This window comes from Mesorhizobium sp. M0106, assembly GCF_040322715.1.
In the GTDB taxonomy this organism is placed as follows: domain Bacteria; phylum Pseudomonadota; class Alphaproteobacteria; order Rhizobiales; family Rhizobiaceae; genus Mesorhizobium.
This window is the reverse complement of sequence record NZ_JAMYUA010000012.1, coordinates 87,462-106,294: the sequence shown is the minus strand read 5'-3', so window position 1 is coordinate 106,294 and position 18,833 is coordinate 87,462. Positions and strand designations below refer to the sequence as shown.

Here is an 18,833-nt window from a genome sequence, read left to right as displayed (position 1 = left end):
ATTTTCCATGAGCGAGGGACACTCGACCTATACGCCCAAGACCGGCATCGGACGCTGGTTCGATTCGCGCATGCCGCTGCCGCGGCTGGTCTATGACAGCTTCATCGCCTATCCGGTGCCGCGCAATTTGAATTACGCCTGGACCTTCGGCGGCATCCTCGCGCTCATGCTGGCGGCGCAGATCCTGACCGGCATCGTGCTGGCCATGCATTACGCGGCCGACAGCACTCTCGCCTTCGATTCGGTCGAGAAGATCATGCGCGACGTCAATTCCGGCTGGCTGCTGCGCTACCTGCATTCGAACGGCGCGTCGTTCTTCTTCATCGCGGTCTACATCCATATCTTCCGCGGGCTCTACTACGGCTCCTACAAGGCGCCGCGCGAGCTGCTGTGGATCCTCGGCTGCATCATCTACCTCTTGATGATGGCGACCGGGTTCATGGGCTATGTGCTGCCCTGGGGCCAGATGAGCTTCTGGGGCGCCACCGTCATCACCGGCTTCTTCACCGCCATCCCGCTGGTCGGCGACTGGATCCAGCAGCTTTTGCTCGGCGGCTTCGCGGTCGACAATCCGACGCTGAACCGTTTCTTTGCGCTGCATTACCTATTACCGTTCATGATCGCCGGCGTCGTCGTGCTGCACATCTGGGCGCTTCACGTCGTCGGCCAGAACAATCCGACCGGCATCGAGGTCAAATCGAAGACCGACACGCTCGCCTTCACGCCTTACGCGACCATCAAGGACGGGTTCGGCATGATCGTGTTCCTGTTCGTCTTCGCCTATTTCGTCTTTTATCTGCCGAACTATCTCGGCCATCCGGATAATTACACCGTGGCCAACCCGCTGAAGACGCCGGCCCACATTGTGCCGGAATGGTACTTCCTGCCGTTCTACGCGATCCTGCGCGCTATCACCTTCAATATCGGGCCCATCAATTCCAAACTCGGCGGCGTGCTCTGCATGTTCGGCGCGATTGTCATGCTGTTCCTGGTGCCGTGGCTCGACACCTCGAAGGTGCGCTCGGCAGTCTACCGGCCCTGGTACAAGCTGTTCTTCTGGCTGTTCGTGGCCGACGCCATCCTGCTCGGCTGGCTGGGCTCGCAGCCGGCCGAGGGCAGCTATGTGTTCATGGCGCAGATGGCGACGCTGTTCTACTTCGCCTTCTTCCTGGTAGCGCTGCCGGTACTTGGGCTGATCGAGACGCCGCGGCGGCTGCCGAATTCGATCACCGAGGCGGTGCTCGGGAAGAACAAGGGTGGCGGTGGACATCCTGCCGGCGCCACGGCCGCGCCGGAAACCAAAGGCTGAGCATGATCCCGAAAAGTGGAAACCGGTTTTCGGACAAGATCATGCTCGAGACGATGACAGCGCGTCAGAGAATCTCAAGGGGATTTGCATGAAGAAGATTCTCACCTCGCTGGCGCTGCTTGGCCTTGTGGCCGCGGGCATTGGGGCCACAGGCACTGGAGCGCGCGCCCAGGAAGAGGCGCACAACGAGGCGGCGCCGACGCATTTCCCAATACACGAACCAAAGGAAATGGACTGGAGCTTCGCCGGGCCGTTCGGCACCTACGACAAGGCCCAGCTGCAGCGCGGGCTGAAGGTCTACAAGGAAGTCTGCTCAGCCTGTCATTCGATGAATTTGGTGGCGTTCCGCACGCTGGAAGGCCTTGGCTATTCGGATGCGCAGATCAAGACGCTGGCGGCCGAATACACGATCCACGACGGCCCGAACGATGCCGGCGACATGTTCGATCGCCCCGGCAAGCCGTCCGACCATTTCCCGGCGCCGTTCCCCAATGCGGAAGCGGCGGCGGCGGCCAATGGCGGCGCAGCACCGCCCGACATGTCGCTGCTGGCCAAGGCGCGCGGCGTTGAACGCGGCTTCCCGCGCTTCGTCTTCGACATCTTCACGCAATATGCCCAGGGCGGTCCCGACTACATCCACTCGCTGCTGACCGGCTACGACCAGCAGCCGCCGGCGGGCATGGTCATACCGGAAGGCACGCACTACAATCCGTACTTCCTGTCCGGCGTGTCGCTGAAGATGCCGAAGCCGCTCTCCGACGGCCAGGTTACCTATGATGACGGCGCGCCGCAGACGGTCGACCAGTATTCGCGCGACGTGTCGGCCTTCCTGATGTGGGCGGCCGAGCCGCACCTCGAGGACCGCAAGAAGACCGGCTTTCGCGTGCTGGTCTTTCTGCTTCTGTTCGGTGCGCTGGTCTACCTGACAAAACGCAAGGTGTGGGCCGGCGTGGCGCACTGACCGCTGCAACACACGAGACCGGGAGGGCGTCGAAAGGCGCCCTTTTCATTGCAGGCATTTCGATTCATTGCAGCCGTCGCTGAGCACCCCCTTTGCCGGACAATTTTCCGTCAGGCGTCACATGGCGGTAGCCGGACTTGGCTGCCCCGGGTTACGATTGGCCAATTCCTTTCACGTCTTCAGTCGAATCCGACGAAAGGTCCGGAGAGCCGCTTGATGAAATCCTCGCTCGAAGACACGCTGCTTGCCGCGATCCGCACCATTCCGGATTATCCCAGACCCGGCATCCTGTTTCGCGACATTACGACACTGCTCGGCAATGCGCGGGCCTTCCGCCGGGCGATCGACGAGCTGGTGCATCCCTATGCCGGCCTGAAGATCGACAAGATCGCCGGCATCGAGGCGCGCGGCTTCATCCTCGGCGGCGCCATCGCCCACCAGCTTTCGGCCGGCTTCGTGCCGATCCGCAAGAAGGGCAAGTTGCCTTACGAGACGGTGCGCGTCGCCTACAGCCTGGAATACGGGCTGGACGAGATGGAGATGCACAAAGACGGTGTTTCTCCAGGCGAGAAGGTAATCCTCGTCGACGATTTGATCGCCACCGGCGGCACGGCCGAGGCGGCCGTCAAGCTATTGCGGCAGATCGGCGCCGACATCCTCGCCGCCTGCTTCGTCATCGACCTGCCGGACCTTGGCGGCCGAGAGAGGTTAGAGGCGCTCGGCGTACCGGTGAGGACGCTGATCGGGTTTGAGGGGCATTGAGCGTTTCTTCCTTCTCTCCTGTGGGAGAGGGAAAGAACTCCGCTCATTCCACCTTCACCAGCACGGCACTTTCGAATTCGATGACCTTGTCGCCGGTCGAATCGAAGGCCTCCGAGCGGAGCGTCAGCAGCCGCCAGCCCGGTCGCGAGGCAATGGGGCGATGGGCCAGCGCGGTGCGGGTGAAAGTCACGGTTTCCCCGGCATAGACAGGTTTGGGCCATTTGAGGTTCTTGAAGCCGGGCGAGGGGCCGAATTCCGGCACCGGCCCAGGACCGGGCCAGCGGGCGACCTCTGCCTCTATGCCAGCCTCGAGGTTCAATTTCATCCAGGTGGCGGCGGTGTGCCAGCCCGAGGCGCAGAGCCCGCCGAATATGCTGTTCCTCGCCGCCTCTTCGTCGATATGGAATATCTGCGGGTCGTATTTGCGGGCGAACGCCTTGATCGCCTCCGGTTCGAATCGATGTGAACCGAGCGTGACGGTGATACCGATGCAGAAGAATTCGTCGAGGCTCACGCACGGCCCTCGCGGGTGAGGAACATGACGGTGTTTTCGAGCTCGAAAACACCTTCGCCACGCTGGTTGAACAACTCGCTGCGCATGGTCACCAGGCCAAGCCGGGGCTTCGATCTGGACAGTCGCTTGGCAAGGACGGTGGTGCTGCCGGTCAACAGGTCGCCGGCCAGGACTGGCCGTTTCCATTTGACCTGGTCGACGCCCGGCGCGCCCTGGGAGGTCGAGTCGAGCAGGAAGGCATCGCACAGCATGCGCATGAACATGGCGCAGGTGTGCCAGCCCGAAGCCGCCAGCCCGCCGAGAATGCTGGCCTGGCCCGCGGCCTCGTCGAGATGCATCGGCTGGGCATCGAATTCACCGGCGAATTCTATGATTTCGGCGGCACTTACCAGCTTGGTGCCGAGGTCGAGCGAAGCGCCCTCGACAAAATCCTCATAAGCCCAGGTCTTTGCGGTCATGATCTGGAAATCCTGTTCAGGATTGTACGATCGCTACGGGTCCGGGTCCCGGATGCAGGCAGCGTGGCATTTGGTCAAGCAATTTCTATTGCGCCAGCCCGCTGCGCCCAAGCCGCAGCGCGGTATTGACGACCCTATAGCCAGCCGCGGCGGCGGAAATACCAGAAGGGCAGGATTGCCGAAAGCACCATCATGCCGATGGCGAAGGGATAGCCAAAGTGCCATTTGAGCTCAGGGATGATGTCGAAATTCATGCCGTAGATCGAAGCGACAAGCGTCGGCGGCAGGAAGATGACAGCGGCGACGGAGAAGATCTTGATGATGGCGTTCTGCTCGATCGAGATCATGCCGAGCGTCGCGTCGAGCAGGAAGCTGATCTTCTGCGACAGGAAGGTGGCGTGGTCGGCGAGCGACAGGACGTCGCGTGACAAGGTCTTGATGCGAGCGCGGCTGTCCTTGCTCATCCTGCTTTGCGTGGAGGCATGGGCGAGAAAGCCGGCAAGGCGCTGCAGCGAGATCAGGCTGTCGCGGATCGAGGAGGCGAGGTCCTCCTTGCGGCCAATGCCTTTCAACAGCTCCTGGAAGTCGCGGTTGCGCTTGGAAACCTTGGTCGAGCGTGCCTCGAAGATGTCGCGCGAGATCGCCTCGACGTCGCGGCCGGCGCGCTCCAGAATGTCGGCGAGGCGGTCGACGATCGCCTCCAGCAGTCCGATCAGGATGGTGTCGCCGCTGGTGCAACCGGTCGCCACCTTCTCGGCGCGCAGCGGAAAGGTCTTGAACGCCTTCGGTTCGTGGTACCGCACGGTGATCAGCCTTTTGCCGGCGAGCACGAAGGTGACCGGCGACATCAAGGGATCGTCCAGCTCGGTCTGCGCAGGCAGGATGGCGGTCATGAAGTAAGCGCCGTCCTCGACGTAGAGACGGCTCGAGATCTCGATCTCTTCCATCTCTTCGCGGGTCGGAACGGCGATGCCGAGCCAGGTCTCGATTGTCGTCTCTTCTTCCTTTGTCGGGTTGAAGAGGTCGACCCAGACGACAGTGTCGCTGTTTTGCAGGAGATCGTCGACCAGGCGCAGGCGATCATTGTCGACGACGAAGGCCTTGATCATCGCCGGGTCTCCCTTGCTGTTGCCAAAGAGCGTTCGTTTGGAGGGGGCGCGTCAGTCACATCGCACGGACGCGGGCAGGCGAGGCGCGAGGCCGGTGCAGAGGCCCCTTAGACCCCGCACGATGGCCCGTCAAGCAGCGCAAGAGGCACTGCGACACCCTGCTTTGAAGTTTGTCATCGAGCGACGGCAATGGTGACCATTGGGCTCCCTCGCCAGGTCAGGTGTTGAACTTGAACAGCATGATGTCGCCGTCCTGGACGACATACTCCTTGCCTTCGTCGCGCGCCTTGCCGGCCTCCTTGGCCGCGACTTCGCCGCCCAGCCTGACGAAGTCCTCATAGGCGATGGTCTGGGCGCGGATGAAGCCGCGCTCGAAATCGGTGTGGATGACGCCTGCCGCCTGCGGCGCCTTGGCGCCCTTGTGCACGGTCCAGGCGCGTGTCTCCTTGGGGCCAACGGTAAAGTAGGTGATGAGCTGGAGCAGCTCGTAGCCGGCGCGGATGACCTTGTTCAGGCCGGGTTCGTCCAGACCGAGCGTTGCCAGGAATTCCATTTCCTCTTCGTCCGAGAGCTGGGCGACCTCGGCCTCGATCGCCGCGGAAATCACAACGGTGCGGGCACCTTGCGCGGCGGCCATCTTCTCGACCGCCCTGGTATGCGCGTTGCCGGTGGCGGCATCGGCTTCCGCGACGTTGCAGACGTAAAGCACCGGGTGTGAGGTCAAGAGATTCAGCCCCTGCAGGATGCGCAGATCCTCAGCCGAGATGCCGTTGAGCAGGATGCGGGCGGGCTTGCCGGCCTGCAGCAGTTCAAGCGCCGCTTCCATCATCGGAAGTACGGTCGCTGCTTCCTTGTCCTTGCCGGCGGCACGCTTGCGGATCTGCACGATGCGGCGCTCAAGGCTGTCGAGGTCGGCAAGCATCAATTCGGTCTCGACGGTCTCGGCATCAGCGACAGGATCGATGCGGCCCTCGACATGGGTGACGTCGTCATCCTCGAAGCAGCGCAGCACATGGACGATGGCGTCGACCTCACGGATGTTGGCGAGGAATTGGTTGCCAAGCCCTTCGCCTTTGGAGGCGCCACGCACCAGGCCGGCAATGTCGACGAACGAGATGCGGGTCGGGATGATCTCCTTCGACTTGCCGATCGCGGCGATCTTCTGCAGGCGCGGGTCGGGCACCGCCACCTCGCCGGTATTCGGTTCGATGGTGCAGAACGGATAATTGGCGGCCTGCGCCGCCGCCGTCCTGGTCAACGCATTGAAGAGCGTCGACTTGCCGACATTGGGCAAGCCAACGATGCCGCATTTGAAACCCATTTTTGTCTGGTCCTATCGGGAAATCGAAATTTGATCAGGGCTATGGGCGAAAGCGCCGATGATCGTCAAGGCGCAATTCAATTCAGACGCTGCGAGATGTCATCGGTGCCTATCGCCAACGAACGAACGCCGGACCTGCTCAGTATTTGCAGAAGATGCCAGAACGCGTCGACCTCAGCGGTTCCGAAATCGATGGTCAGTTGCCCGTCGAGCAATTGCGCACTGTGAATGACGTTTCCGACGGTCTCCGATGTTTCACGCTCGCCATCGATATCGAACCAGCCGCGAAACCATTCGTCGAAGAGATCGCCGTCGAGCTCATTTATAGGGAATTTAAAATGAACCTCATCCCACCTGAAAGGTGAGATGAGGACATCCATTCCACCCATCCCGGCGTGAATATCCGGAGAGAATTTCACATAGGAATCGCTGTTGATGAATTGCGGATTTGGCTGTCCGTCATTACTGACGAAATCAACCGCGATGAAATTTCGATAGAAGGAATCGACGTTCGAAAACTTGATTTCGGTCGCATGCGATCCTTGGCTGCTGCGAGCAAGTTCGCCGGCAGCGGCGACGAAATAATCAACATACTTCTGTCTGATGAGACGGACCAATTCCTGAATGTCATCCAGATCCATGGCTCAGTCCTTGCCGCCAAAAAGCTTCTTCAGCATGGCCGCCATCGGGCCGGTTTCGGGCAGCTTGGCCGCCGGCTGCTGCGGCCGCGCCTGGCGGACGTGGCTTTGCGCCTTTGGCGCCTTGGGCGGCGGGCGATCGTCGTCGTCCGTCGGCGTGAGCTTGTCGCGCAGCGCCAGCGTCACGCGGTTCATGAACGAATTGTCGTCGCCCTTGGCAAGCAATCCGGCACTATCGGCGATTGCGTCGAGCAGCACGTCCAGCCATTCGCGGTCGCCCTTGGCGAAATCGCCAAGCACATGGCCGTGCACCATTTCCTTGACGCCGGGATGGCCGACGCCGATGCGCACACGGCGAAAATCCTTGCCGACGTGCTGGTCGAGCGAGCGGATGCCGTTGTGGCCGCCGGAACCGCCACCGACCTTGACCCGCACCTTGCCGGCGGCAAGGTCGATCTCGTCATAAAAGACAGTCAGCGCCGAAGGGCCGAGCTTGTAGAAGCGCAAGGCTTCGCCGACCGACTGGCCGGACAGGTTCATGAAGGACTGCGGCTTGATCAGGATCACTTTTTCGCCGGCAAGCGTGCCTTCGGCGATCAGGCTCTGGAATTTCTTCGACCAGGGCGAAAAGGAATGGCGGCGGGCGATCGCGTCCGCCGCCATGAAGCCGACATTGTGCCGGTTGTTGGCGTATTTCGCGCCCGGATTGCCGAGGCCTGCAAAGACAAGCATCGTCGCCTCCGGGCGGGAAGGGGTTACTTCTCTTCGGCGGCAGGAGCCGCTTCGGGCTCAGCCGCTTCAGTCGTCTCTTCCGCGGCCTCCGGCTTCATCGCCGAGGAGCCGGCAATGGTCGCGATGGTGAAGTCGCGGTCGGAGATCACCGGCTTGACGCCGGCCGGCAAGGTGATGGCCGAAATGTGGATCGAATCGCCGATATCGGTACCGGTGAGATCGATGGTGATGAAATCCGGGATCGCATTGGCCGGGCAGTGGAACTCGACCTCGTGGCGCACGATGTTGAGCACGCCGCCGCGCTTGATGCCGGGCGACTTGTCTTCATTGATGAAGTGCACGGGCACGTCGACATTGACTTCGGTATCCTTGCCGATGCGCAGGAAATCGACATGGACAGGGAAATCCTTGACCGGGTCGAGCTGGAAATCCTTGGGCAGAACCTGGATCTTGTTGCCGTCGACATCGATCGTGGCGACCGTGGTCAGAAACCCGCCGCCATGGATCTTGTAGTAGATGTCCTTGTAGGTCAGCGCAATCGCCAGGGGAGGCTGCTTGTCGCCGTAAATCACTGCAGGCACTTTACCGTTGCGGCGAACTGCACGGGCGGACCCCTTACCGACCTGTTCGCGCGCTTCGGCCTTGAGCTCGTAAGTATCGTGGCTCATGGCATTTCCTTTCGCGTTGTTCTGGAGCGCTCACGGTCAGCGTGGCTGGGCCGTAAACGTCGAAAGCCGACATAGCTAACGCATGACCTGGTCCGAAAACCGGAATCCACTTTTCGGAATCATGCGGGAAGGCGGCCTTCCGCCGCGTTGCCTCCAAGGGTGTCTACGCGGGTGGCGGCTCTATAGCGGAAGGTGGCGCGAGGTGCAAGCGGGCGGAAGGGCGCCAGGGATGGACCGTGTCCCATCAGGCTGGAAGTAGCAGTGCTGAAAGCAATCCTGCAACGTACAGCCCAACCCCGAAAGACAGATGGGCCATAAGGCTGCGCAGGCGCGCAGTGCGCGGATTGGGAACTTTCGAAGCCGCGATGCCGATCCCAAAAGCCGGTTGCATCACGAAGAACGGGGCGACGATGGTGCAGACGCCGATCAACAGGGCCGGAAGCACTGTCGGGTGCCGTGCCCAGTCGAGGCCCCACACTCCAATCAGCGCTGCGGCAAATACGATGCCGGTCGCGTAATGCGCACTCCATCCAATGGCGGTTTCGCCGCGAACGCGGGCAGCTTGTGCGATATTCGCATGTGCAAAACGTCCATGTGGAAAGTGCCCGATCCAGCGGCCGACCCAGGCGTAATCAAGCGGTGGAATCGCGAACATTCGCTTCAGAAACCATCCCCAGAGATCCATCAGGGCTGTCGCGCCGATTCCAATGACGGCCGCACGGACAACGAACTCCAACATTTTGGCATCTCCTGTTTCACCTGTCAGACACTAACCAAAAAGAATCAATCATTCAACATATTGATTGATTGATTGAGTGATGCTAGCTATGTCATATGAAAAGCGCGGACGTTCACCACCCAATCTTCGACGAAATAGCGGATCTCGCCCGCACCTTGGGGCATGCCCACCGGCTGGTTCTGTTGCGTCACATTGCCGATGGCGAACTGGCCGTCGAACAACTGACGCAACTTTCCGGGATCGCGTTAGCGAATACGTCGCAGCATCTTCAGCACCTCAAGCGAGCGGGCTTGGTGCAGACCCGGCGAGACGGAAAACGCGTTCTGTACCGGCTTGCAGATGGCCCAATCGAAAACGTGCTTGCGGCGCTGCGAAATCTTGCAAACCACAGACGCCAGCAGATCCGTGAGTTTATCAACGATAGCATCAGCCAGCCGGACAGGTTGGAAAACATCTCGCGCGAGGAACTCGTGCGCCGCATGCGAAACGACGAAGTCGTGCTGCTCGATGTCAGGCCGCAGAACGAATTCGTAGCGGGGCATTTGCCGGGTGCGATCAACATTCCCGCTGACGAGTTGGAGCAGCGGCTTGCGGCGCTCCCACGGGAAAAGGTCGTTGTCGCCTATTGTCGTGGAGTCCAGTGCGTTCTGTCGGCCGACGCCTTGGCAATCCTCAGGGCACGAGGCTGGGCCTCGCGCCGGTTCGAAGGCGGCTTCCCCGACTGGGTGGCTGCAGGCCTGGGGGTAGAGGGCGTGAATTACGAAAGCGGTTAACGGCCGCCAAATCGGCGTCGCCGGCCAAGCCCGAACACAAATGGAAAGGTGGGACCGCGGCGGGGCAATGCCCACGGCGGGTGGACGGCGCGCGCCGGCAGCATGGAAGGGAGCCAATGAACACCTATTCGGAAACAAGCGGTGGAACCGGCGTTGCGGAAGGGAAGGTTTCCAGCGAGTGGCGAGAACGGTGCGATAAAGAGTTTCGCTCTACCTTCTATGGCTTCCGCTCGACCAGCATGTAGCCGATCCCACGAACCGTCTGAATGCTGGCCGATGCATCCGGCCCGAGCTTCGCACGCAGATAGCGAATGTATACCTCCACGATCTTCGTCCCGGGTTCGAAGCTGTATGACCAGACATTGTTGAGGATGCGCTCGCGGCTAACCACTTTCCCCGCATTGAGCATGAGAAAATGCAGAAGGTCGAATTCACGTCGGGTAAGGCTGATTTCCCGGTCGCCGTCCGCAAAACGACGAGCGCTCGTGTCGAGATTGAGGCGGCTCACTCGAAGCAACTGCCGATCCACTGCACCCTGACGGCGTCGGCGCAGCGCGTCAATCCTGGCCACTAGTTCATCAAACGCAAACGGTTTCGTCAGGTAATCGTCGGCACCGCCCTTGAGCCCATCTACGCGATCCTGAATTGTCTCCTTCGCGGTCAGCATCAGGATGAGAACCGGCCACTGCTCCAATCGCACGATCCGGCACAGCTCAAGGCCGTCCAGGTAGGGAAGCAGACGGTCCAGGATCACGAGATCGAATGGATCCGTACGAATAATGGCTAATCCCTCGCGACCGTCCTCCGCGACACTCACGTGGAAGCCTTCGGCCTCCAACCCCCGGCGGAGAAAGTCGGAGACACGCCGGTCGTCTTCAACGATCAGGATTCGAATCATGGGTGCGATGTACCAGCGGCAGTCTGATTCTGAGGAGGGTTCCCGAAGGCTCAATTCCTTCAAGGCCGATTGTGCCATTGTGCCCGTCTATAATCTCCTTGGCGATCGCGAGGCCAACACCAAGGCCGTCGGCTGCGGACCTCCCGCCGACACGCCCGCGATAATAACGGTCAAACACGAACGGGAGATCGTTGACATCGATCCCTGAACCGTTGTCGCGGATGGCGATCTCAACCATTCCATGACGCTCAGCCATCTCGACTGCTATCGTCTGATATGGCTTTGAGTACTTTATGGCGTTGTCGAAGCCGATCAGCAGCGCTTGCTTTAGGCGCTGGGCGTCACCCCGAATGAGACAATGGTCTGGGTTGAGCGACAGATCAACGGAAATCTGCTTGGGACCTGCGAGTACGGAAGCCTCCTGAACGGCCGCCTTCACCACCTCACCGGTATCGATGTTGTGCAAGGAGAACCTGAAATTTTCGGCTTCGGAGCGGGCGAATGCCAGAAGGTCCCCCAGGTTGCGAGCCATATCTTCAGCGTAATTGCGGATTCGGCTCAGAGCTTCGCGGTAAGGTCGAACACGCGGTTGGCCGCGGAGGGCAACGTCGGCCTCTCCGCGGAGAATCGTCAACGGCGTGCGGAGTTCGTGGCTTGCCTCCGCAAAAAATTGTGTGCGTCGGCTATCGATAGCTCTCAGTTGCTCATTGGCTTTCCGCAGTTCACGGGTGCGCAACTGAACCTCCGCCTCCAAGCGGTCCTGTACCGAAATCAGAGCAGCACGTTCGATCTCGAGGGCCTCGGCCATGCTGTTGAAACTTCGCGAGAGGGAAGCGAACTCGTCGCGTCCGGTCGCGGAAACGCGATGGTCGAGCTTGCCTGCAGCGATGGCTTTGGCGCTTTCGTTCAGTTCACGCACAGGTGTGGCGATTGATCGTCGCAGGACGAGGCCGAACCCTAGACTGCCCAGCATGAGCAACGCAGCGAAGCCGCCGGTCAGCAGCAGCAGTCGCCATTGTGCGCCACGGACGCGGGCGAGTTCCTCTCCAACCTCCCTGCGCTCATCGTGCAAAGCGGCTTCGATCATTTCTTCGAGATCGCTCTCTAGTCGATGCTCCACATCGTTGCGGAAGGCGTCTACGATGCCCTTTGGATCCCCCTTTGTTCGCTGGCTAAACAGTCGCTGGGCGGCCCGATCGATCGCCTTAAACAGCGCCTTGATGCGGCCGACGAATCTGAGTTCGGCCTCCTCCTGGCGTCTATCGCTCCAATATCCGAGAGCGCCGAGTTCCTCGCGAGTGGCGCCCTCCAGCTTGTAGAATCCGGATTTCACTGCTTCTCGTGCCGCTTCGAAATCCGGCATTTGCTCGGGCCCAAGCAGCAAGACTTCAGCGAGTTGCTCGGTGTAATTGTTGGCATGCCCATTGAGTTCGGCGAGCGCCTCGAACCGCCCGTGGACGCTGTCGATTCGGCGGACGAATTCCTCTGTCAGCTGGAGTGTTGCGAATGCCAGTCCTGAAATCAGTCCGACAAGGGCGAGAATGACGATTTGAAATAGGAAGATGCGGCCTCGAACGGTCATGCGGTAATCCTGCCGGCGATCGGATAATGCCTCTCACCAAATTCTAACCGGAGCCCTCCCAAGCGTCTAATCGGAACCTCCTAAGTTCGAGCGGAGGGTGTGCGACGCCCTCATCGCCACGTTGGCGACGAACTAGACGAGGTTTCGGTTGGCACAAGTAGATTTTCGGACCGACAGTGACGCCACCCTTCGGGAAAGGACACCGCCGGTGCTCTGGCCGATATGGCGAGCCGCACTGATCGGAACCTGTGCATCCCTGTGTGTGGCCATCATTGAATTCGGCCTCCCCGCGCTCCCGTCCGACGCCCGGCGAGCGCTCGAGATCCTGCTTGTCGCGATCATCGGGTGGACCTTAACGCGGTTCGACGATGCCTTCGTTGCAATCGCCGCCGGATTGGCAATGGCGCTGCTGGTCAACCGTGATCCAGGCGCGCTGTTTCATGCGCTCGGCGATGAGTTGATCTGGCTATTGCTTGCCTCCTTCATATTGGCGGCCACCTTCAAGGCGAGTGGGGTCGCAGATCGCGTTCTCGGCCTCGTGACGGGGCGCATGCGATCGGTTCGCACAATCGCCTATTCTTTGACGGCCGTCATGATCGCCACAGCCTTCGTCATTCCGTCGACCTCAGGTCGCGCAGCTTTGATGATCCCCGCCTATCAGGCGATCGCGGGACGCTGTGGAAGCGCCCGGTTGCGAAGGGCCTTCGCGCTGCTGTTCCCCACTGTTATCCTGCTCTCGGCCATTGCATCGCCCGTCGGCGCCGGTGCCCATCTGCTGGCGATCGAAATGGTCGGCCGCCTCTCGGGTGTGAAAGTAAGCTATCTGGAATGGATCGCTTTCGGCCTGCCGTTTGCGGCCGTGAGCACCTTCCTTTCGGTCGAATGCCTGCTCCGGCTTTTCCTGTCGCCGGTCGAACGGCGGATGACCCTTTTGCAGCCAACGACGGTGACTAGTGGCGGTGCCGGATTGGCACGGCAGCCGATACTCTGGATCGCCGGCGGGGTTGTCATCGCGTGGCTGACCGAACCTGTCCACGGACTTGATGCCACCGTTATCGCTCTTGGCGGCGCTCTCTTGGCCACGCTTCCTGGAGTCGGCTCCGTGGCGTTTGGCGATGCAATCAAGAGTGCGGAGTGGAAGCTGCTCTTGTTTCTGGCGGCGACGATCTGCTTGGCAGACGGCCTGACGGCAGCAGGCCTCAATCGGTGGTTGATCGAGACCACTGTCGATCCACTGCGCGGCACCGGCTTGGGCCCGTTGGCGCTTATCTCCTTATTAGCCTTGCTTGGGCTTTTCAGTCATCTCGTGATCCACAGTCGCACGGCGCGTGTCTCGGTGCTGCTGCCCCCGGCGCTGATGCTCGCATCAACAGCGCGGCTCGACCCTCTCCTTGCAATGTTTGTCCTCGTCTCGGCGACTGGCTTTTGCCAAACCCTCGCGATCTGCGCGAAACCGGTGGCGCTTTTCGCGGGGGTCGACGAGGAAGGCTACGGCCCGAAAGACCTCGCCTTGCTCAGCTCAATCCTGCTGCCGATGCAGTTCATCCTCATCGTCGTGTTCGCGGTCGCCGTGTGGCCAGCCACCGGAGCCCTGCTCAACACGCTCCATCTGCAACTTGCTGGAGAGCCGTAGAATGTCGAAAAAGAAAGGATTGACGAAACGAAGACGGCTTCGAGTATTGGTCGCACCCTCCGGCTTTAAGGAGAGCCTCGGCGTTCGTGATGTCATCGCTGCATTGGCGCGGGGCGTTCGCAATGCCGTTCCGACAGCAAAGATCCTGGGCCTTCCAATGGTGGATGGTGGCGAGGATTTTACGCGGACCCTTGTTGAATTGTCTGATGGCGAGCTGCATTCCGTCACAGTGACGGGACCGGTGGGACAACCCGTGGCGGCCGATGTCGGTTTTCTCGGGCGAAGAAAGAAACGGACAGCAGTTCTGGAAATCGCGGCGGCTGCCGGGCTCCGGCTCGTCCCCACGGACATGCGTGACCCGACCCGCACTACAAGTTATGGGGTTGGTGAGTTGATTCGTTTTGCGCTCGATCTTGGCGCGGAAAGAATTCTGATCGGCTGCGGTGACTCGGGTGTCAACGATGCAGGAACCGGCATGGCCCAAGCATTAGGCGTGCGTCTGCTCGATGGCGGCGGCCGTCCCATTTCGGGGAGCGGCTCGGCCCTCTCATCGCTAGCTCGTGTCGATCTTTCCAGTCGTGATCATCGCCTTTCGAATGTTCGTATCGACGTCGCGGTAAATCCCTACAACATGCTGCTCGGCGAGAGAGGCGTCGCCCGGGTGTTCGGCCCGCAAAAGGGTGCAACACCTGACCAGGTGGTTTTGCTCGAGCAGGGCATGGAAAATGTCGCTCACGTCGTTCGCCGCGACCTCGGCGTCGACGTGACGCCGCTTGTCGGCGGAGGAGCTTCCGGGGGACTCGGCGCCGGACTTCACGCCTTTGCTGGGGCCCGGCTACATCCGCGCTTCGACCTGATCCTGCGGTATATGGATCTCGATCATCGGCTGTCAAACGCCGACATCGTCATGACAGCCGAGGGTGGCCTGGATGGTCAGACGAGCTTTGGAAAGATACCAGCCGAGATTGCCCGGCGCGCGAAACGTCACAATCTGCCTGTCATCGCCTTGGCCGGAACGATCGGAGCAGGTGCAGAGGCGACCCACGACATCGGCATCGATGCCTTCTTCAGCATTCTGTGCCGACCGTGTTCCCTCGAAGACGCGATCCGTGACGCCGACACGCTGCTGGCGAACGCTGCCGAGCAGGCATTCCGGCTGATGCGGGCGACGCGTGCTTTCAAGTTCAGATGACGGAGCGTGTCAGCCAATGGCCGCGATGTCGCTACGCGGCGGCCCTGACCGGCTCGAAGTCTATGTCGAGAACCGAATTTCGCGCTGCCCGGTGGGCGGGGAAGCCGAAGTCCAACCCAAACTTCACCCGATCGTGGTCCCCGCCTTGAGCTTCCTCGCCTCCTTCATGTTGGGAAGAAAAACCGTCAGCAGCCCGAGTAGCGGCAAATACGAGCAGACCTGGAAGACGAAATCGATGCCTTTCATGTCGGCGACGACGCCAAGCACGGCGGCGGCGATGCCGCCCATGCCGAAGGCGAAGCCGAAAAAGATGCCGGCGATCATGCCGACGCGGCCGGGCACCAGTTCCTGCGCGAAGACGACGATGTTCGAGAAGGCCGAGGACAGGATCAGGCCGATCAGCACGGTGAGAACCATCGTCCACTCGAAATTGGCATAGGGCAGGGCCAGCGTGAAGGGCAGCACGCCGACGATCGAGAACCAGATCATCGCCTTTTGTCCGTAGCGGTCGCCGAACGGGCCGCCGAGCAGGATGCCCAGGGCCGAGGCGCCGAGGAACAGGAACAGCATGACCTGCGACATCTGCACCGAAACGCCGAATTTATGGATGGCATAGAAGGTGTAGTAGCTGGACAGGCTGGCGATGTAGGCGTTCTTGGTCAATACCAGCAAGGTCAGCACCGCCAGCGCGCCCAGGACCTTGCGGCGCGGGAAAGGCGAAACGAAGCCTGCCCCCTTGCGGGTGCCCTGTGCGGCGCGCAGGCGGCTGTACCAGCCGCCAACCTGCCACAGCACGATGATGCCGATCAGCGAGCCGCCGGCAAACCAGGCGATGCTGGTCTGGCCGAAGGGCACGACGATGAATGCTGCCAGCAGCGGCCCCATCGCCTGGCCGAAATTGCCGCCGACCTGGAACAGCGACTGCGCAAGACCGAACCGGCCACCGGAGGCGAAGCGGGCGATGCGCGAGGATTCCGGGTGGAAGATCGCCGAGCCGATGCCGATCAGCGAGGCGCCAATGAGGAGCAGCGAGTAATGTCCGGCATAGGCCAGCACGACCAGCCCGATCAGCGATGAAGCCATGCCGTAGGGCAGCGAATAAGGCATCGGCCGCTTGTCGGTAATCATGCCGATCACCGGCTGCAGCAAGGATGCCGTCACCTGGAAGGTGAAAGTCAAAAGACCGATCTGCCAGAAATCGAGACCGTAATTGTCCTTCAGCAGCGGATAGATCGCCGACAGCAGCGACTGCATGATGTCGTTGATGCAATGGCAGAAGCTCACCGCCAGGATGACGGTGAAGGCCGTCGCCTGAGCTGAAATGTGGCTGGCCGCTGCCGGCTTGGCGTCGGCGGTTGCTGCGGTATCGGTCAAGGCAGGCTCCGTGGTCTTTTTAGCGGGCGCTTCCGCAGGCGGTCTTATAGGCCGCAGCCTTATACGTTGCTTGTCACGCGACTTCTTTCGTGGTTTGGTCCAATAGTTTCGCAAGTGGGCCATAGCTGATGCCGCATGGCAGGGAAATGTTCAGAGCGGGCGACACCGATCTCGGGCTGTTGCATGAGCGTCGCTGGCAATGGCTGGAGCAGGCCGTAGGGCCGGCAGTGGCGCTGCCGACCGAATATCCGGACGGCTACCATGTGCCACGGCACCATCATAGCCGCAGCCAGTTGCTGCACGCGCTGGTCGGTGTCGTGCTGGTGACGACGCGGCATGGGCGCTGGATGGTGCCTCCGGACCACGCGATGTGGATCCCCGCCGGCACCGAACATTCCGTCGAGATGCTGGGCGACGTCAGCATGCGGTCCGTCTATGTGATGCCGGAGGCCATTCCCGGCCTGCCGGACGGGTTGCGTGTCGTCGGCATCACCGACCTGATGCACAGCCTGATCGTGGAATCGGAAAAGCTGCCGCAAGGCGCCGAGCTGGAGGGGCGGGGCGGACTGATCATGAAGCTCCTGCTGCACGAAATCCCGAACCTGCCGGAACGGCCGCTCGGCCTTCCGTTCCCGTCCGATGCAAGGCTGGCGACGCTGTGCCGGCGCTTCGTCTCGGCACCGTCACCGCATGCGACGATCGACGAGTGGGCCGCTATCGTCGGCATGAGCCGCCGCTCTTTCACCCGCGCGTTCCACCGCCAGACCGGATTGTCGCTGTCGACCTGGCGTCAGCAGGCCTGTCTGTTCGCGGCGCTGCCACGGCTGGCCGACGGCGAGCCGATCACGAGGGTGGCGCTCGATCTCGGCTATGACAGCGTGCCGGCGTTCATCACCATGTTCAAGCGCATGCTGGGAGCCTCGCCACGCGGTTACATGCGGGGCGCCCGTGATGCTGGTGAAGGTGTACGACGAATAAGCGGTCCGGCTCGGCCTGAGTCGCAGCCCTGAAGGGCGTCGCGTTCGACCGGCCTCATGCGACGCGCTTTGGGTTCTTGCTTTTATGCATGTCGTTATCGCAAAACCGCTGCACTTTGCGCGACACGCATTAATCGAACAGGCTCGACACCGATTCCTCGGTCGCCGTGCGCGAGATCGCCTCGCCCATCAATTCGGCGATGGAGATGACGCGGATATTGGCGGCGTCCAGCACTGCCTGGGTCGGCTGGATGGAATCGGTGATGACCAGTTCCTGCAGTTTCGAGGCGCCGATGCGGGCGATGGCGCCGCCGGACAAAACGCCATGGGTAGTATAGGCGGTGACACTCGTGGCGCCATCGGCAAGCAGCGCATCGGCCGCATTGCACAGCGTGCCGCCCGAATCGATGATGTCGTCGATCAACAGGCAATCCTTGCCGCGCACGTCACCGATGACGTTCATGACTTCCGATTCGCCGGGGCGCTCGCGGCGCTTGTCGACGATGGCAAGCTGGGCGTCGATGCGCTTGGCGAGCGCGCGGGCGCGGACCACGCCGCCGACATCCGGCGACACCACCATGACATTGGCAAGCTGCTTGTATTTCGCCTTTACGTCGCGGGCCATGACCGGCACGGAAAACAGATTGTCGGTCGGGATGTCGAAGAAGCCTTGAATCTGGCCGGCATGGAGATCCAGGGTAAGCACCCGGTTGACGCCCGCCCTCGTGATCATGTTGGCGACCAGCTTGGCCGAGATGGGTGTGCGGCCCGAGGCGCGGCGATCCTGCCTGGCATAGCCGAAATAAGGAATAACTGCAGTGATGCGCTTGGCCGAGGAGCGCATGAAGGCGTCGATCATGATGAGCAGTTCCATCAAATGATCGTTAGTCGGGAACGAAGTGGACTGCAGGATGAAGACGTCCTCGCCGCGCACGTTCTCCTGGATCTCGACGAAGATTTCCTGGTCGGCGAAGCGCCTGACGCTGGCCTTGCCCAGCGGAATGTTGAGGTAGCGGGCGACTGATTCGGCCAGCACCCTGTTGGAATTGCCCGCGAAGAGCTTCATGCACCGTTCCTGGCGAAGGATTGAGAGACTCCGATAGCACTCCAGCCTCTTAGTCGGGCTTTTAGCGGCCCGCGCCGGTATTGCAAGCGTCGTGAATGGGAATCCGCCGGCTAATCTCAATAAACGC

General features: G+C 61.2%; 19 protein-coding genes. 7 read left to right on the top strand and 12 right to left on the bottom strand.

From position 1 onward, the window contains the following. The first annotated feature begins 7 nt into the window (after nucleotides 1-7). The 3 genes from NKJ55_RS14620 to NKJ55_RS14610 all read left to right on the top strand — a co-directional run bounded on the left by NKJ55_RS14620 (nucleotide 8) and on the right by NKJ55_RS14610 (nucleotide 3,032). Complete coding sequence (locus NKJ55_RS14620) at nucleotides 8-1,309, top strand: cytochrome b (protein WP_352450515.1); 1,302 nt, start codon at nucleotides 8-10, stop codon at nucleotides 1,307-1,309. Between the two features lie 88 nt (nucleotides 1,310-1,397). Continuing rightward, nucleotides 1,398-2,270 carry a cytochrome c1 gene (locus tag NKJ55_RS14615; protein WP_023679477.1) on the top strand — a complete coding sequence of 291 codons (873 nt, stop codon included), beginning with the start codon at nucleotides 1,398-1,400 and terminating at the stop codon, nucleotides 2,268-2,270. Nucleotides 2,271-2,486: 216 nt separating this feature from the next. Beyond that, nucleotides 2,487-3,032, top strand: coding sequence for an adenine phosphoribosyltransferase (locus NKJ55_RS14610; RefSeq protein ID WP_352450514.1), 546 nt, complete (start codon nucleotides 2,487-2,489; stop codon nucleotides 3,030-3,032). Nucleotides 3,033-3,075: 43 nt separating this feature from the next. Here NKJ55_RS14610 and NKJ55_RS14605 read toward each other — a convergent pair whose 3' ends face one another. From NKJ55_RS14605 to NKJ55_RS14570, 8 genes are all read right to left on the bottom strand, one after another. Then, the gene (locus tag NKJ55_RS14605) at nucleotides 3,076-3,546 is read right to left on the bottom strand and encodes a MaoC family dehydratase (RefSeq protein ID WP_023678444.1); all 471 of its coding nucleotides are present in this window, start codon (nucleotides 3,544-3,546) and stop codon (nucleotides 3,076-3,078) included. Next, entirely contained in the window at nucleotides 3,543-4,004 is a 462-nt protein-coding gene (locus tag NKJ55_RS14600; protein ID WP_023678443.1) for a MaoC family dehydratase, read from the bottom strand. Before NKJ55_RS14600 ends, NKJ55_RS14605 begins: the two co-directional genes overlap by 4 nt. A 134-nt stretch (nucleotides 4,005-4,138) precedes the next feature. Further along, nucleotides 4,139-5,113 carry a magnesium/cobalt transporter CorA gene (gene corA / locus NKJ55_RS14595; protein ID WP_352450513.1) on the bottom strand — a complete coding sequence of 325 codons (975 nt, stop codon included), beginning with the start codon at nucleotides 5,111-5,113 and terminating at the stop codon, nucleotides 4,139-4,141. A 217-nt stretch (nucleotides 5,114-5,330) separates the two neighbouring features. Continuing rightward, nucleotides 5,331-6,434, bottom strand: a complete 1,104-nt coding sequence (gene ychF, locus NKJ55_RS14590) for a redox-regulated ATPase YchF (RefSeq protein ID WP_352450512.1) — start codon at nucleotides 6,432-6,434, stop codon at nucleotides 5,331-5,333. A gap of 77 nt (nucleotides 6,435-6,511) precedes the next feature. Further along, nucleotides 6,512-7,075, bottom strand: a complete 564-nt coding sequence (locus tag NKJ55_RS14585) for a hypothetical protein (protein ID WP_352450511.1) — start codon at nucleotides 7,073-7,075, stop codon at nucleotides 6,512-6,514. Nucleotides 7,076-7,078: 3 nt separating this feature from the next. Continuing rightward, a complete protein-coding gene (gene pth / locus NKJ55_RS14580; RefSeq protein ID WP_352450510.1) occupies nucleotides 7,079-7,804 on the bottom strand; it encodes an aminoacyl-tRNA hydrolase in 726 nt (241 codons plus the stop codon). A 23-nt stretch (nucleotides 7,805-7,827) separates the two neighbouring features. Next, the gene (locus tag NKJ55_RS14575) at nucleotides 7,828-8,472 is read right to left on the bottom strand and encodes a 50S ribosomal protein L25/general stress protein Ctc (RefSeq protein WP_023678438.1); all 645 of its coding nucleotides are present in this window, start codon (nucleotides 8,470-8,472) and stop codon (nucleotides 7,828-7,830) included. A gap of 244 nt (nucleotides 8,473-8,716) precedes the next feature. Continuing rightward, complete coding sequence (locus tag NKJ55_RS14570; RefSeq protein ID WP_352450509.1) at nucleotides 8,717-9,211, bottom strand: DUF2938 domain-containing protein; 495 nt, start codon at nucleotides 9,209-9,211, stop codon at nucleotides 8,717-8,719. Nucleotides 9,212-9,306: 95 nt separating this feature from the next. Here NKJ55_RS14570 and NKJ55_RS14565 point away from each other — a divergent pair, with 95 nt between their 5' ends. Further along, the gene (locus NKJ55_RS14565; protein WP_352450508.1) at nucleotides 9,307-9,984 is read left to right on the top strand and encodes an ArsR/SmtB family transcription factor; all 678 of its coding nucleotides are present in this window, start codon (nucleotides 9,307-9,309) and stop codon (nucleotides 9,982-9,984) included. Nucleotides 9,985-10,201: 217 nt separating this feature from the next. Here NKJ55_RS14565 and NKJ55_RS14560 read toward each other — a convergent pair whose 3' ends face one another. Then, entirely contained in the window at nucleotides 10,202-10,882 is a 681-nt protein-coding gene (locus NKJ55_RS14560) for a response regulator transcription factor (protein WP_352450507.1), read from the bottom strand. Beyond that, nucleotides 10,860-12,464, bottom strand: a complete 1,605-nt coding sequence (locus NKJ55_RS14555) for a sensor histidine kinase (protein ID WP_352450506.1) — start codon at nucleotides 12,462-12,464, stop codon at nucleotides 10,860-10,862. The genes NKJ55_RS14560 and NKJ55_RS14555 overlap by 23 nt, the downstream gene beginning before the upstream one ends. Before the next feature lie 262 nt (nucleotides 12,465-12,726). Here NKJ55_RS14555 and NKJ55_RS14550 point away from each other — a divergent pair, with 262 nt between their 5' ends. Further along, nucleotides 12,727-14,097, top strand: a complete 1,371-nt coding sequence (locus NKJ55_RS14550) for an SLC13 family permease (protein ID WP_352450505.1) — start codon at nucleotides 12,727-12,729, stop codon at nucleotides 14,095-14,097. A gap of 1 nt (nucleotide 14,098) precedes the next feature. Further along, entirely contained in the window at nucleotides 14,099-15,289 is a 1,191-nt protein-coding gene (locus NKJ55_RS14545) for a glycerate kinase family protein (protein ID WP_352450504.1), read from the top strand. A gap of 123 nt (nucleotides 15,290-15,412) precedes the next feature. Here the strand turns inward: NKJ55_RS14545 and NKJ55_RS14540 are convergent, their stop codons facing one another. Next, nucleotides 15,413-16,663 carry an MFS transporter gene (locus NKJ55_RS14540; RefSeq protein ID WP_352450503.1) on the bottom strand — a complete coding sequence of 417 codons (1,251 nt, stop codon included), beginning with the start codon at nucleotides 16,661-16,663 and terminating at the stop codon, nucleotides 15,413-15,415. Between the two features lie 128 nt (nucleotides 16,664-16,791). Between NKJ55_RS14540 and NKJ55_RS14535 the strand changes: the two genes are divergently transcribed. Next, complete coding sequence (locus NKJ55_RS14535; protein WP_023678428.1) at nucleotides 16,792-17,673, top strand: AraC family transcriptional regulator; 882 nt, start codon at nucleotides 16,792-16,794, stop codon at nucleotides 17,671-17,673. A gap of 97 nt (nucleotides 17,674-17,770) precedes the next feature. Here NKJ55_RS14535 and NKJ55_RS14530 read toward each other — a convergent pair whose 3' ends face one another. Further along, nucleotides 17,771-18,706, bottom strand: coding sequence for a ribose-phosphate pyrophosphokinase (locus NKJ55_RS14530; protein WP_023678427.1), 936 nt, complete (start codon nucleotides 18,704-18,706; stop codon nucleotides 17,771-17,773). Between the last annotated feature and the right edge of the window lie 127 nt (nucleotides 18,707-18,833).

Excerpts from the sequence above, each read along its gene's own strand:
- NKJ55_RS14620 (WP_352450515.1), top strand. The coding sequence starts at position 8 with ATGAGCGAGGGACACTCGACCTATACGCCCAAGACCGGCATCGGACGC.
- NKJ55_RS14615 (WP_023679477.1), top strand. The coding sequence starts at position 1,398 with ATGAAGAAGATTCTCACCTCGCTGGCGCTGCTTGGCCTTGTGGCCGCG.
- NKJ55_RS14610 (WP_352450514.1), top strand. The coding sequence starts at position 2,487 with ATGAAATCCTCGCTCGAAGACACGCTGCTTGCCGCGATCCGCACCATT.
- NKJ55_RS14600 (WP_023678443.1), bottom strand. The coding sequence starts at position 4,004 with ATGACCGCAAAGACCTGGGCTTATGAGGATTTTGTCGAGGGCGCTTCG.
- corA (WP_352450513.1), bottom strand. The coding sequence starts at position 5,113 with ATGATCAAGGCCTTCGTCGTCGACAATGATCGCCTGCGCCTGGTCGAC.
- ychF (WP_352450512.1), bottom strand. The coding sequence starts at position 6,434 with ATGGGTTTCAAATGCGGCATCGTTGGCTTGCCCAATGTCGGCAAGTCG.
- NKJ55_RS14585 (WP_352450511.1), bottom strand. The coding sequence starts at position 7,075 with ATGGATCTGGATGACATTCAGGAATTGGTCCGTCTCATCAGACAGAAG.
- pth (WP_352450510.1), bottom strand. The coding sequence starts at position 7,804 with ATGCTTGTCTTTGCAGGCCTCGGCAATCCGGGCGCGAAATACGCCAAC.
- NKJ55_RS14575 (WP_023678438.1), bottom strand. The coding sequence starts at position 8,472 with ATGAGCCACGATACTTACGAGCTCAAGGCCGAAGCGCGCGAACAGGTC.
- NKJ55_RS14570 (WP_352450509.1), bottom strand. The coding sequence starts at position 9,211 with ATGTTGGAGTTCGTTGTCCGTGCGGCCGTCATTGGAATCGGCGCGACA.
- NKJ55_RS14565 (WP_352450508.1), top strand. The coding sequence starts at position 9,307 with ATGAAAAGCGCGGACGTTCACCACCCAATCTTCGACGAAATAGCGGAT.
- NKJ55_RS14560 (WP_352450507.1), bottom strand. The coding sequence starts at position 10,882 with ATGATTCGAATCCTGATCGTTGAAGACGACCGGCGTGTCTCCGACTTT.
- NKJ55_RS14555 (WP_352450506.1), bottom strand. The coding sequence starts at position 12,464 with ATGACCGTTCGAGGCCGCATCTTCCTATTTCAAATCGTCATTCTCGCC.
- NKJ55_RS14545 (WP_352450504.1), top strand. The coding sequence starts at position 14,099 with ATGTCGAAAAAGAAAGGATTGACGAAACGAAGACGGCTTCGAGTATTG.
- NKJ55_RS14535 (WP_023678428.1), top strand. The coding sequence starts at position 16,792 with ATGCCGCATGGCAGGGAAATGTTCAGAGCGGGCGACACCGATCTCGGG.
- NKJ55_RS14530 (WP_023678427.1), bottom strand. The coding sequence starts at position 18,706 with ATGAAGCTCTTCGCGGGCAATTCCAACAGGGTGCTGGCCGAATCAGTC.